The following is a 12,243-nucleotide window of genomic DNA, read 5'->3' as shown; positions in this document are numbered from 1 at the left end:
CGATCTCGTTAGCGCTGTTATCGATTCGCAATATATCAAGATTGATTCGCGAAGGGTCAAGAGAATTCCGCGCCCGGGCGGTAACGTGATGGCCATGGTCAGGCGAGCAGCCTGGTTGCATAACCGAACAATGGCATAAGAATGAGGTGAGAAGATGAGATTGAAGGACAAGGTTGCAATCGTCACTGGCGCTGCCGGGGGTATCGGCAGCGAAATCGTCAGGATTTTTGTCGAGGAAGGCGCGCGGGTCATGGCCGTTGACCTCGACAAGGCCTCAGTGGACGCCGTGGCCAATGACTACGGCGATGCTGTCGCCGCCTGGGCCTGTAATGTGACCGATTATGGCCAGGTTACAGCCATGATGGACGCCGCGGTGGCCGCCTTCGGCACGCTGGATATCGTGGTCAACAATGCCGGTGTGGGGCTGCCCAAGCCGCTGCTGGAGCATGACCCTGAGCAGGACTGGGAACTCACTACCGCGGTCAATCAGCAAGGCGTTTATCACGGCCTGGTGGCGGCGGGCAGGAAATTCGTGGAGCTGGGCAGGCCCGGCGTGATTCTCAACACGTCTTCCGTCTACGGTCAGATGGCGGCGGAGATGTCGTTCGTTTACAACGTCAGCAAGGCGGCGGTAGACATGATGACCAAGTGCGCCGCGCTGGAATTCGCGCCGCACAATGTCCGTGTGGTGGCGGTGGCGCCCGGGCGCGTCGACACACCCATGCTGCGCCAGTACGAGGCCCTGGGGTTGTGGGAGCACATCCGGCGTGAGCATATGCGCGATACCTTCACCCAGCCCGAGGAAATCGCCAGGGTGTTCGCTTTTCTCGCTTCGTCGGACGCCAACTGCATTAACGGCACCACCGTCAACGGCGACGATGGCTTCGTGAACTTCAAGTACCCGTTGCTGGACTGATTGCGCCACAGGATCAGCCGGTGTCGTGCCGCGACCTTCGGCGGCGCGATGAGTCCGGGTGGGTGACAGCCTTCGTCGCAAGGGCCTGGCGATGAGGACCTGCACTGGATAAGTTGGGGTACTATAGTGCGGTTACAGATCGTTATTGCGCGACAGGAGGGGCCACTGCATGAACGCCATCGTAGATGTGTTGTCACCGGAGTATCACGACGAGCTCTATCACCGCTATGACATCCTGAGGCGGGAGCACCCGGTCTACTTCGATGCCAGTCGCAATATCTGGATGATTACCCGCTACGATGATGTGCGCCGGCTGCTGCGTCACCCGGAGGGTACCTTGAACGGCGACACCGGTCACAGCTACATTCCCAGCCTGGCCACCAGTGATGGCGAGCTTCACGCTACCGTGCGCAAGGGGGTGATCGGCGAATTCAATCGCGGCGTGGCGGAGCGCCTGGCGCCGATGATCGAGTCCATCGCCGACGAACTGTTCGACGCACTGCCGGCGACGGGCGATATCGACCTTTATCACAGCGTGATCCTGCGCCTGCCGCAGCAGTTCATGACCCGCTTCCTCGGCTTCCCCGAGTCAGAGGCGGGCCACTGGCACGAACTCGGCAAGATACTGATGGGAGCGGATCCGGCATCGGACGATGAGCCCAGCGCGACGGTGGCCTTGCAGCTGCTGGATGACTTCGCGGCCATGATCCAGCAGGTGCTGGAGGAAAAGCGCCGCCATCCGGGAGACGATCACCTGAGCTGGCTGGTGGCGAGAGAACAGGCGGGCGTGTTGACGGCGGAGGAGGTCACGATTTTCGCCAACTGCCTGGGTTTTGCCGGGGTGGATACCACCATTAACCTGCTCGGCAATGGCACCGGCCTGCTGGCGCGCTTTCCGGAGCAGCGCCGCAAACTGCTTGCGAATCCGCAGTTGCTCGACGGCGCCATCGAAGAAATGTTGCGTATGGAACCTCCCGCGCAGGGCCTGCCGCGGCGCCTCACGGCTGACCTCACCTTGCACGATACCGTGATTCCCGCCGGCTCAGAGATCAGCCTGGTGTTCGCGGCGGCCAACCACGACCCGGAGCATTACCCTGACCCCGAAGCTTTCGATATTGAACGCGCCAACAAGGATCATCTCGCCCTGGGCTTCGGGTTGCACAAGTGTGTCGGGCAGCATATCGCCCGGGCAGAGGCGCGCGCATTTTTCCCGCGCCTGCTGCAGAAATACCCCGAGTACGAGATCATCGAATCGCGTTGGCGCCTGTCACACTGGGCCCGCGGTTATGCCGCGCTCACCATTCGCGCCTGACAGTTCCTGATCGCGGCCGGGCCGGCGGGTTACGCAACTGGCGTCACCCGCTGCCAGGTGAGCACCCCGGTAATCTCATCATTTCCCAGCGGGATCGGCGGCGTGGTCAGCACCAGTTGCTCCGCCGTCACCTGGTAGTACCGCAGCTGCACGCCGCCCGTCCAGTTGGGAAACAGGCTGCCCTCAACATGGGTGCTGACAGTGCCTTGCCCCGCATCCACCTCGTAGCGCCCGAAGTAGGCAACGTATCCGTGGAACGCGCCCTGTACTTCCTCCGGTGTGCCCGTGAGCTGGTTGCCCGAGGCGAAGTTGGCGCGTTCCCGGCGCATAAGTTGCCCGGACATATGACCCGAGCGAGTGAAGATTGCCTGGCCGACGGCGTCCTCACCCAGTGGATACATCACTTGCTGCTGCGCCGTGCGAAATTCCGACCTGACCAGGGACCAGACGCCGACGAGATGCTCCGCTGCTTCGTGCTGTTGTTCACTCATGCCTTGCAACCTCACACAGTTTGCAAAAGAAAACATGGCCACGGTGTGTTGTCACAAGCCGTTGCCCTGGAGCACCAGTATAGTCGGTGACCATTGAGTTCGAGTCTGCCGGATTGCCACCGCCATGGCGCGGCAACAGCGCCTCAGGGCGAGGTGAGGTAACTCAGCCAGGCACTCATGCGCATGGCGACCTTGCTGATCACGTGCACGGGCTTGCCCGCGTTCGTATACACGGCCACGGTGCCGGCGGTGCCCTGGGGCAAGCTGCGGGCCAACTCCTCGTCGTCCAGGCTTATGGCAACGGCCCAGCGGTCGGTGACCGGTGCGCCGGTGAAACTGGGCAGCTGCCCGCTGGCACTCATCTGCGACTGGCCGCTGGCGGCAACGATGCGCTCGACCTTGCCCGCGAAGGTCTGGCCGGGCTTGCCGACAAACACCACATCGGCCTCATCGCCCACGTTTATGCGCCGCACGGCACTCTGGCTGAAACTGGCGAGCACGGTATTGGTTTCGTCAGAGACAAAGGCCATGGGTGATGCCACGGGCACGGTGGTGACCACGTTCCCCGGACGTACCTGCAGGTTGACGACATGCCCCGGGCCGGGGGCGCGCACCACGGTTTCCTGCAACTGCCAGCGGGCATTGTCCAGCTGTGCTTCGGTGGCCTCGATGGCGGCAATCGCCTTGTCGCGATTGGCTGTCCAGGTATCCAGATCGATCTGGGCCGCGGCCTGCACTTTCAGCAGGCTCTTGGCGCGCTCGACATTGACCTCTGCCAGGCGCCTCTCGGCTTCATGCACGTTCACCTGTGCGGTCAGCTGGCGTACGGCAATTTCGAAAGGCTCCGGGTCAATTTTAAACAACACATCGCCCGCTTCCAGGGGCTGGAGCGCCTGTATGGGTACTTCAACCACCTCGCCTCTCACGTTGGGCACAATGGGAATGATGTAGCGGAACATTCGGGCGTCATTGCTGATCGGGGCGAAGGTGTACCACATGAAAACAATGGCAGCGATCATCACCACACCCACGCCGGCGAAGGCGCAGATATTGCCCACGGTCTTTTTCAAAAGGCCGAGTTTATTAAAAATGATGATGTAGAGGCTGGCATATATGATCGAGATAAACGCAATCACGACTGCACCTCCCGGTTGGCCAGTTGCGCTTCCAGCGCTGCAATGCGCTGCTCGAGTTCCGCTGTGGGCAGGACCGGCTTCATCCTTGCCCATACCAGCGCGATGAACCAGCCCAGTCCGAGGGTCAGCAGGCCTATCCAGGCCAGGGTGCTGATGGCGTCTGCCTGCGGGTGGTTGGCAGCGCGGGCCATGTTGCCGGGAATGTTCCCTATGATCACGATCAACCAGATGGCAGCGGCGACCAATACGCCCAGTACCACCAATGCAAAAATCTGTAGTCCCATTCCCTGGTCTCCTGTCAGAACGGATAGTGGCAACGTGCCCGGTAGCTCAACAACCCTTGCGACCAGCGGGGGTTGGAACCGGTGGACAGCATCAACGCTATCCAGCAGGTCGTTACGCTAACACTTTCTGCGCCTGCGCTGCAAAAAGGGCAGTGCTGTGACAGCGGGCGCGGCTCATGCTTCGTAAAGCCTACAGGGTCGACAGTAGACCTGGTTGGCAAGCAGCGGATCGGGCTATTTCCTGGGGCAGGACGAACCAGCGCAGGCGTTACGAGCGCTGGGCCAACCATTTCGAGTCAGTGGTGCAGGACATCCCGGGAATACTGGAGGTAAACCGCATGGGAGGAGAAGTGGATTACCTGATCAAGGCGGTAGTGAGGGATATGGCCGGCTACGACAAGTTGTACCAGCAACTGATCAGGGCCGACTTGTTCGACGTCAGCGCCAGCTTTGTAATGGAAGAAATAAAGCAGACCACTGAGCTCCCGATTTAAGCCCTCGTCTTCATGTTTGCTTACTCAAGTATCAGCACCACCCGGGTATTGATGCCCTGGCTGGTTCCCTCCAGGCCATCCTTGTCCAGCGTGATATAGCGGTAGTTCAGGTTGACGTTGAAGTAGGGCGTCAACCACCAGTTGATGCCGGCTGACCAGATGTCCATGTCACCCGCTTCCAGCAGGCCGTCGTTGGCATCCAGGGCACTGTAGCGGACACCCAGTTCCCAGGCGCCCACGCCGTTCTGGTGCACCGTGCGTGCGATGGGCAGGCGGTTGAACACGCCCACGCGTTTGTTGTAATCGCGCATTTCCCCGGTCAGTGCCCAGGATGCGCTGACGTGATAGCCCTCGGCTGTGGGGTCCAGCATGGAAGGGGACTCGGTATCCGCGCGTATCCATTCACCATGCAGCCAGAAGGGACCGGAGCGCAGCGATGCCTCGGCCTGGTAGGTGTCTATCCTGTCGACATCGAAGAATTCACTGCTGACAAAATCGGGTGACTGGTTGAACTCGGGTTCGGTGGTAACGATGGCGCCCTGTTTGCCATCGGAGTAGCGATAGGCCATCCCCAGGTGCAGCAGCGTGCTCTGGCTTTCGTCCTCAAAGGGCACCCAGGTGGCACGCCCGGCGTAGTTGGTCGTATTGTCGCTGAAAGAATCTGGTTGGTCCTTGTCCAGCCAGCTATTGAAAGCACCGCCCGCCAGCACAACGCGATCGTTGAGTATCGAGCCGGACATGACCAGGCCCACATTGCGGGAGGGAAGTAGTGCGTCTGCCGCGGCTGAGCGTTCCTGTTGGGGAAGGTAAGCCATGGACATAATCCTTTCCATGGAAATCGGTTCTTTCTGCTTGCCTATAGAAAAACTCGCTTTCTCCCACACCGGGATGTCCAGGCGCACGTCGAAGAAAGTGAATTCGTCGGTTTCGCGTACGTCGAAGCCTTTGTCAAAGGCGTGAGTGGCACCGAACACAGTCCATACCCAGGGTTTATCAAAATTGATGGTGCCGACCCCGCCTGCACGCAAACCGCGAATCTCGCCGCCGTCGAAGGCTTCCAGGTCCCCGACCTGGCTGAAGCTGTCCCCGTCCTGGTCCACCCAGTACATGCGATCCAGTACCACCGCTGCTGCGAAGATGCCGGATGCGGCCTTGGTATCGAAGCGGTTGAATTTGCTGGGGTCGTTGTAGTCGAGTGGCACCGCCAGCGGCGGTGGAGAATAGGCCAGCCAGCCGGTCTGGCTACGCTTGCGTTCCTCCGGGGTCTCCTCGGTAATCATTTCCAAACGGTTCCGCACTATTTCGCCGCGCCTGATGGCGAACAGATTGTGAGCCTTGGTATCGAGCAGGATGTCGATGTCCTGCTGTGGGTTGCCATCCATGACCATGAAACTGGCGGGCTCTCCCAGCGTCATCTTGCCCAGCACGACGCCGCCGCGGGCATCCAGGGTGACTTCCGCCTCATCCAGGGCAATCAGGTCCTCGGAGACCAGTTCCAGCTTGTTGTCCCGGATCAGGACATTCACCTGCACGGTCTGCCCAACAGCGTCCGGGTCGATCAGGGTCACGTTGCGCAACAGAATGGATTCGTAGCTTTGCACTGGTCTTTCATCGGACCTGTCACTTGCGGGTTGGGCGAAACCCAAGGCGGGAAGTAGTAGCCCGATAAGCAGGGCAGTGAGTGTGATCTGAATCTTCATGGAGATCTGAGTCCTGGTTCTTAGAGCCGGGTTATGAGTAGTAGCGTGACTTTTTCACTGACGGAATTGCCGCCATTGCGAAATCACCGAAGCGACACTGTTGCCTGCGCAAAATAGGATGTCTCCCGTCCTCTGACGACTCGCTTTGCATTTAATGACCGCTGCATTAAACCAGAGACATTGATCGGCTTGATGCTTTTCATAGCCCTGGCAGCTTAAAAATGTCCAGAACTGATAAGTCGATGTTGCGCAAGCCTGTGTATCCTTCAGCGCATCGATGTGCAGTATTGTCGCCCCTCACTAGAAAGGAGAAAAGAGATGAAGATGAATTCGATGGCACTGGCTTCAACTCTCTTGTTCAGCGTTATTACAGTGGCTGAAGAGCATATGGTGGACGAAATGCTGGCTTCACCGGGTGCCTCGCGCACCGATTTTGAGATGAAGCCTCGCCCCACGGAGGAGAAGGAATTCCCCGCCTATATCGACTACCTGGTGGAGGTGGCGGAGCCGCGCAGTGAGGCGGAGCGGGCCAAAGATGCGGAGCTGCAGAAGCGCTACCGCAAGGCCATTGTTATGGACAGCCTGTTCGTCGGCGCCCCGGGTTTCCCAGCCGGGTTTTCGGCCGAGTTGTACGAGACCGCGATCCAGCACTCCATCGACAACAAGTTCAACTTTATTTCCGCCACCATCACCAACGGGCCGCCGGAGGACACTCCTGAGGTGGTTAAAGAACGCATGGCCGGGGTCAACCAGTACTGGAAAGAGCGGGACGACCGGTATGTACAGGTTTTCGGCCTTGATGACATCGAAAAGGCGCGCAAGAGCGGCAAGTTGGCGGTGATGCATAACTTCCAGAGCATGATGCCGCTGGGGGCCGAGGGCAACGAGGAAGAGGCCATCGCCAACCTGCGCGAGTACCATAAGCTTGGCCTGCGGCAGCTGAACTTCACCTATAACATTGATACCCCCTACGCGGACGGCGGCGTTTCCAACAGCGATGGTACCGATCAGGGGGTGCACGGGCCGGGCGAAGCGGTGGTCAAGGAGGCGAACAAACTGGGCATTGTGGTGGACTGCTCCCACTCCAGTAACCAGACCTGCATCGAAGCAGCGGCCATGACCCGCAAACCGATGATATTGTCCCACTCCAACCTGATGACCTATCAGCCGATCGACCGCAACGTGTCCGACCAGGCAGTCAAGGCCGTAGCTGCTACCGGGGGGGTGATCTGTGTGAATTTCATCGGCGGCTTCCTCAATCCCCAGGGACTGGCGCGTCCCTACGATATCGCCAAGCACGTGCAGTACATCCGCAACCTGGTGGGGCCAGAGGCCCTGTGTCACGGTTCTGACTATGTCTACAACTACGCCGATACCCTGTTGTGGATTTTGCGCAACCCGAAGAACTTCCCCGTCGAGATGGGCTACGCCACTCCATCGCATATGGGTAAGCCCGGTGAGGTATGGGGTGTAGTGCGCGAGCTGGAAGACACCTATGGCTGGACCGAAGCGGAAATTCGCGGTTTTCTTGGCGAAAACCTGCTGCGTGTTTACAAGGCAAACTGGGAGTAATTATTCGTTATCTCCGCCCGTACATGTCATCCCAGCACTGGCGGGGATAGGTTGGCAATTCATGGATATCAATCGGAGTGAACTCTAATATGCGAAGAAGATCTTTTGTTAGAAATTTGCTGCTGGCCACCCTGGCGATCAGCGGCGGTCTTTCGGCCTCCCTTGGCATGGCAGCGGAGGGCGAGGCAGCGCTTCCCCAGACCCTGTTTACCAATGTGAACGTGTTTAACGGCACGCATAACAAACTCTACCGAGACCAGAATGTCCTGGTGGAGGGCAACCTGATAAAGAGCGTGTCCGACTCGAGTATCTCCGCCGCCGGCGCTACTGTGATCGATGGCGGTGGTCGCACCTTGATGCCGGGGCTGATCGATAGCCATGTGCATTTCAACATGATGGTGGACGGCGGACCGGCCGGGCTGGAAAGCAAGACCTGGGAAGAGATCGGCGCTTATGCGGTCTACGCTGCTCAGGAGTGGTTGAAGAACGGCTTCACCACCGCCCGCGATATGTGTGGCATGCACCACGGTATGCGCAAGGTGATCGACAAGGGCCTGATTGCGGGTCCGCGTCTGTACCTGAGTGGTGGCTGCCTGTCCCAGACTTCAGGGCACGGGGATTTTCGCCATGAATCGTCCGCAGTGGGACAGTTTGACCGGGACAAGGCCAGTACCATTAATCTCGGCATTACTCGCGTGGCGGATGGCAGGCCGGAAGTACTGGAGGCCTCCAGACTCAATTTTGCCGGTGGAGCCGACTACCTGAAAATGATGATCGGCGGCGGCGTATCGTCAGAAAAGGATCCACTACACTCCATCCAGTTCACCCCCGATGAAGTGCGCGCCGCTGTCGAGGCCGCGGAGCAGTGGGATACCTATGTTTCGGCTCATGTATACCGCGACAAGCACATCCAGCGCGGCCTGGATCTCGGCATCAAGGTATTCGACCATGCCCAGTTCATCAGCGAAAAGACCGCAAAAAACCTAAAAGCTAAAGGCGCATTTATTTCCCCCAATACTGCAGCGATGAACAGGGACCTGCTCAAGCACCCCGTTTACGGTAACCCCAACGGGCCCCAGTACCCTAAGGTGCTGACGTTTATGGAGAGCAGTAAGAACCTGTTCAACGTGCTCAAGAAGGTCAAGCCCAAGACGGTATTCAACACCGATATCGTTTTCACCACCGGCTCCAGAATGCGCGCCCATATCGACCATGAAAAGTGGTTCTTCGCCCAGGGCATCGGCAATTTTGAAGCTCTGAAAGCCCTGACTTCAACGGGCGGGGAACTGGCCGCCCTGACCGGGGAGAATAACCCTTACCCTGGCAAGCTGGGCGTGATCGAGGAAGGGGCCTATGCCGATATCCTGATCGTGGACGGCAACCCACTGGAAGACATCACCGCGATTGGCGGTCATCACCAGTGGTTGGATGCGCCGCCCCGTGGGCCGGAAGTTGAGCCTATACGGGTTATCATGAAAGACGGCACGATCTACAAGAATACCCTGTAGTTGCATACATCCGGGCGCCGTTAAAAGGGCCTCGAATCATAAATTTGTGATGCGCGAGGAGGTGGCGGCTGAGCTGGCCCCCCCGCGTACTAAACAGGCAGCACACTAGAACCAGCCGGCGAAAATGTTGTCAACCACCGGGCCGAAGTTGAAGCCGACCATCCACTCCGGGCCAAAAGCATCCGCCTGCTCGACGTAGTAATTGACTTCGACTCCGAATTTCCACGGCCTGCCGCCCAGGATGACGGTCTTGCCTACCTGCAGGTTTACGGGCACGGTCCACTGACTGTTTTCTTCGTCATAGGTCATGATGGGCACGGTACCGACGTTCCAGCCGCCGCCCGGGAGAAAAATGGCGATGGCATTCACGGTGAATGTGCTCACGTCCAGGTCTCCGGAACCTGCGAAGTCGGTCTGGTAAGTAGTCAGGGCTCCCAGCACGGCGTTGGCCGAGAGCTTCGCGACGAGGAGTTCCGGGCCGGCAGTCCAGCGATCAAAACCCAGCTCGTCCTCGGTGGCCGTAGGTAAGGAGGCGATCATACCCGCTGCCCAGACCAGGCCGGTTTCCTTGTTGGTGCGGCCGTAAGCCAGGTCGAAGGCGATGTCTCCCAGGCCGCTGACGGAATCGAATCCTGCTTCCCCCTCAAAAATTGACTGGTCGAACTGGATAGGGAATGCAGGGCGGAAGAATACCGTGTCACCGTTATCCAGCGGGAAGGGAAAAGCCGGCTGGAACAACAGGCTGGTACCGCTTTCATCGCTGGCACCGGGCAGGTCGCCGTCAAAGGTTCGATACTGAAGTTTAAAGTTGAGCGTCGCCAACGGTGTGTTGGGGTTGGCCAGGGATTTCGCCAGCTCGTCTGCCGAGGGTGCTGCGGCGCTGCCCTGGCGTGCAGCTGGGGACGTCAGCACCAGGGGCTCCCCCTGCCGCTGCACAGAAAATTCCTGGCTTGCTCCAGTGGCGAGGTTAGTGGCGCGATACAATCCGTCGCGTGTCGTGTGTTGTTCCACTTTCAAGCAGTCTTGCCGCTTGCCGTAGTCAATGCAGAGCGTGTTGTCGGCGTTGATGTGCCAACGGCGCTGGAACGTCTCACCCCATGCACTGACGGTGCCGGTTCCATCCGCATTGTATTGGCCGGTCGCCGTAATTCCTTCTTTGAGTGTCGCACTCATCCGGGTGTCTGACATGATCTGCTGCAACTGTTCCGGCGATGTTACGGGTTGCCAGGTATCCGCGCGTGCAGCCCCTGAAATACCAATCAGTACAAAAAACACCAGCAACGTGGGCCGGAATAAAAACGATATGTAGATAGTGTCCTTCACTGCGCTCTGCGCCTCTTCCAGTAAATACGTTGTCTATGCTGGTAACGGCATTTTACTATGGCCGCCAGCAATTCTGGGTCGCGCTGATTGCGCGGGTGCGTGAATTGTCCTGATATGCTAAATCTTTTCACCAGTCCCAGGGACCTGAAGATGGACTACGCCGTTAAACACCAGCGACTAGCTCTTACCGGGCTGGTGCTCCTTGCAATGTCAAAGAGCCAGGTATTTGCGCAGAATGAGGAGCCTGCCGAAAGACAGCTCACCAAGGTGGGTTACGAAGGCCGTGGCGCAAACCTCGGTTCGCCGAATACACCGACTCGCTTGCTGGTAGAGGAGGATATTCGCACCGAACCCCTGCTGCGCTTCCCGGAAATCGACGATTCGATGGAGGGCTGGTATGACTTCAAGTCGCGGATTGACGACAGGCACGGCTTACGCTTCGGTATTGACTACACCGCCTGGTATCAGCACCTCAGTGACTCCCTGACCGACGAAAACTGGGCCGCCTCGGGCATTTTGCGCGCCTACGGGGAGTGGACACCTTTTAATCGCCAGGACAGGAATGCCGGACGCCTGGTATTCAAGCTGGATAACCGCCACAAGATCGGCTCTGACATCACCATTGCCAATCTGGGGGGTGAGGCTGGATACATCGGACAGACCGGTGTGCTGTTCAACGATATCGGTTGGCAAGTAATCGATTTTAACTGGCAACAGGGTCTGGGCAATGGCTCCGGTGGTATTATCGCAGGCCGTTTCGATCCCATGGACTACCTGGCCGTACTCGGCTACGCCAATCCCTGGACCTCATTCTCCAACCTGTCCACCCTGCTGAACCCGGCGGTCGCGTTCCCGGACGTCTCCTGGGGTCTCGGGGGCGGTACTTGGTTAGGAGACAATTGGTACGTCAAGGGATCCATTAACGATGCCAACGGCACTCTCACCAATTATCAATGGCTCCGCGACGGTTCCGAGTTCTTCAAATGGGGTGAGGTGGGCTGGTCACCTGGCCGCGGTGAACGTTACACCACCAACATTCACCTGGGCGTATGGCACGTGGACGAGCGGGAGGAAGCCGGGCTGGATTCCGCCAGCGGCTTTACAGTCGGCGCCAATTGGACCAGTGGTGACCAGCGCTGGATGTATTTTGCCCGGGCCGGATGGGCCGACGGCGACGCATCCTTAATGGAGAAATCCTACACTCTGGGTTTTATGCGCAAGTTTCGTCGTAACGCCGATCTGCTGGGCCTGGCGGTGAACTGGGGAGAACCGCCCCAGGACGAGTTGGAGGCCCAGACGACTGGCGAATTTTTCTACCGCCTGCAACTGGCGGAGAACCTGGCGATTACTCCCAACATCCAGTTACTCAAGGACCCGGCCCTGAACGAAGAAGACGACAGCGTCTGGGTCACTGGTTTGCGTATCCGCCTGACCCTCTGAAATACACCATTATTTAGGGTCCAGACCCACGTGAATTGCTTTGTCGTGCGCTGGATAGTTGCGTTTT

11 protein-coding genes are annotated in these 12,243 nt (G+C 58.7%); 6 read left to right on the top strand and 5 right to left on the bottom strand.

Going from position 1 to position 12,243, the window contains the following annotated elements:
* Nucleotides 1-154 precede the first annotated feature (154 nt).
* Both F0M18_RS16910 and F0M18_RS16905 read left to right on the top strand, forming a co-directional pair.
* Complete coding sequence (locus tag F0M18_RS16910) at nucleotides 155-916, top strand: SDR family NAD(P)-dependent oxidoreductase (protein ID WP_149612646.1); 762 nt, start codon at nucleotides 155-157, stop codon at nucleotides 914-916.
* A 169-nt stretch (nucleotides 917-1,085) separates the two neighbouring features.
* On the top strand, nucleotides 1,086-2,228 hold the full coding sequence (locus F0M18_RS16905) for a cytochrome P450 (RefSeq protein ID WP_149612645.1): 1,143 nt from the start codon (nucleotides 1,086-1,088) through the stop codon (nucleotides 2,226-2,228).
* A gap of 29 nt (nucleotides 2,229-2,257) precedes the next feature.
* Here F0M18_RS16905 and F0M18_RS16900 read toward each other — a convergent pair whose 3' ends face one another.
* The 3 genes from F0M18_RS16900 to F0M18_RS16890 all read right to left on the bottom strand — a co-directional run bounded on the left by F0M18_RS16900 (nucleotide 2,258) and on the right by F0M18_RS16890 (nucleotide 4,139).
* Complete coding sequence (locus F0M18_RS16900; RefSeq protein ID WP_188109774.1) at nucleotides 2,258-2,719, bottom strand: lipocalin-like domain-containing protein; 462 nt, start codon at nucleotides 2,717-2,719, stop codon at nucleotides 2,258-2,260.
* A gap of 143 nt (nucleotides 2,720-2,862) precedes the next feature.
* Nucleotides 2,863-3,855 (bottom strand): HlyD family secretion protein, encoded by a 993-nt coding sequence (locus F0M18_RS16895; protein ID WP_188109773.1) that lies wholly within the window; start codon nucleotides 3,853-3,855, stop codon nucleotides 2,863-2,865.
* The gene (locus tag F0M18_RS16890) at nucleotides 3,852-4,139 is read right to left on the bottom strand and encodes a DUF3302 domain-containing protein (RefSeq protein ID WP_149612642.1); all 288 of its coding nucleotides are present in this window, start codon (nucleotides 4,137-4,139) and stop codon (nucleotides 3,852-3,854) included. Before F0M18_RS16890 ends, F0M18_RS16895 begins: the two co-directional genes overlap by 4 nt.
* A gap of 176 nt (nucleotides 4,140-4,315) precedes the next feature.
* On the opposite strand from F0M18_RS16890, the gene F0M18_RS20140 reads away from it, so the two are divergent.
* Nucleotides 4,316-4,633: an Lrp/AsnC ligand binding domain-containing protein gene (locus F0M18_RS20140; protein ID WP_262500982.1), complete on the top strand. Its 318-nt coding sequence runs from the start codon at nucleotides 4,316-4,318 to the stop codon at nucleotides 4,631-4,633.
* Nucleotides 4,634-4,653: 20 nt separating this feature from the next.
* On the opposite strand, the gene F0M18_RS16880 is transcribed toward F0M18_RS20140, so the two are convergent.
* Nucleotides 4,654-6,333, bottom strand: a complete 1,680-nt coding sequence (locus F0M18_RS16880; RefSeq protein WP_149612641.1) for an OprO/OprP family phosphate-selective porin — start codon at nucleotides 6,331-6,333, stop codon at nucleotides 4,654-4,656.
* A gap of 318 nt (nucleotides 6,334-6,651) precedes the next feature.
* Between F0M18_RS16880 and F0M18_RS16875 the strand changes: the two genes are divergently transcribed.
* Nucleotides 6,652-7,905, top strand: a complete 1,254-nt coding sequence (locus F0M18_RS16875; RefSeq protein ID WP_149612640.1) for a dipeptidase — start codon at nucleotides 6,652-6,654, stop codon at nucleotides 7,903-7,905.
* 89 nt (nucleotides 7,906-7,994) lie between these two features.
* Nucleotides 7,995-9,413: an amidohydrolase family protein gene (locus F0M18_RS16870; protein WP_149612639.1), complete on the top strand. Its 1,419-nt coding sequence runs from the start codon at nucleotides 7,995-7,997 to the stop codon at nucleotides 9,411-9,413.
* Between the two features lie 105 nt (nucleotides 9,414-9,518).
* Here the strand turns inward: F0M18_RS16870 and F0M18_RS16865 are convergent, their stop codons facing one another.
* Nucleotides 9,519-10,736 carry a hypothetical protein gene (locus F0M18_RS16865; protein ID WP_149612638.1) on the bottom strand — a complete coding sequence of 406 codons (1,218 nt, stop codon included), beginning with the start codon at nucleotides 10,734-10,736 and terminating at the stop codon, nucleotides 9,519-9,521.
* Nucleotides 10,737-10,943: 207 nt separating this feature from the next.
* Between F0M18_RS16865 and F0M18_RS16860 the strand changes: the two genes are divergently transcribed.
* Nucleotides 10,944-12,176 carry a carbohydrate porin gene (locus F0M18_RS16860; RefSeq protein WP_188109772.1) on the top strand — a complete coding sequence of 411 codons (1,233 nt, stop codon included), beginning with the start codon at nucleotides 10,944-10,946 and terminating at the stop codon, nucleotides 12,174-12,176.
* The last annotated feature ends 67 nt before the right edge of the window (nucleotides 12,177-12,243 follow it).

It is taken from the genome of Pseudohalioglobus sediminis, assembly GCF_008370495.1.
Classification (GTDB): Bacteria; Pseudomonadota; Gammaproteobacteria; order Pseudomonadales; family Halieaceae; genus Halioglobus.
This window is presented reverse-complemented; position numbering and strand designations above follow the sequence as displayed.

Excerpts from the sequence above, each read along its gene's own strand:
- F0M18_RS16890 (WP_149612642.1), bottom strand. The coding sequence starts at position 4,139 with ATGGGACTACAGATTTTTGCATTGGTGGTACTGGGCGTATTGGTCGCC.
- F0M18_RS20140 (WP_262500982.1), top strand. The coding sequence starts at position 4,316 with ATGCTTCGTAAAGCCTACAGGGTCGACAGTAGACCTGGTTGGCAAGCA.
- F0M18_RS16900 (WP_188109774.1), bottom strand. The coding sequence starts at position 2,719 with ATGAGTGAACAACAGCACGAAGCAGCGGAGCATCTCGTCGGCGTCTGG.
- F0M18_RS16880 (WP_149612641.1), bottom strand. The coding sequence starts at position 6,333 with ATGAAGATTCAGATCACACTCACTGCCCTGCTTATCGGGCTACTACTT.
- F0M18_RS16870 (WP_149612639.1), top strand. The coding sequence starts at position 7,995 with ATGCGAAGAAGATCTTTTGTTAGAAATTTGCTGCTGGCCACCCTGGCG.
- F0M18_RS16905 (WP_149612645.1), top strand. The coding sequence starts at position 1,086 with ATGAACGCCATCGTAGATGTGTTGTCACCGGAGTATCACGACGAGCTC.
- F0M18_RS16910 (WP_149612646.1), top strand. The coding sequence starts at position 155 with ATGAGATTGAAGGACAAGGTTGCAATCGTCACTGGCGCTGCCGGGGGT.
- F0M18_RS16860 (WP_188109772.1), top strand. The coding sequence starts at position 10,944 with ATGTCAAAGAGCCAGGTATTTGCGCAGAATGAGGAGCCTGCCGAAAGA.
- F0M18_RS16875 (WP_149612640.1), top strand. The coding sequence starts at position 6,652 with ATGAAGATGAATTCGATGGCACTGGCTTCAACTCTCTTGTTCAGCGTT.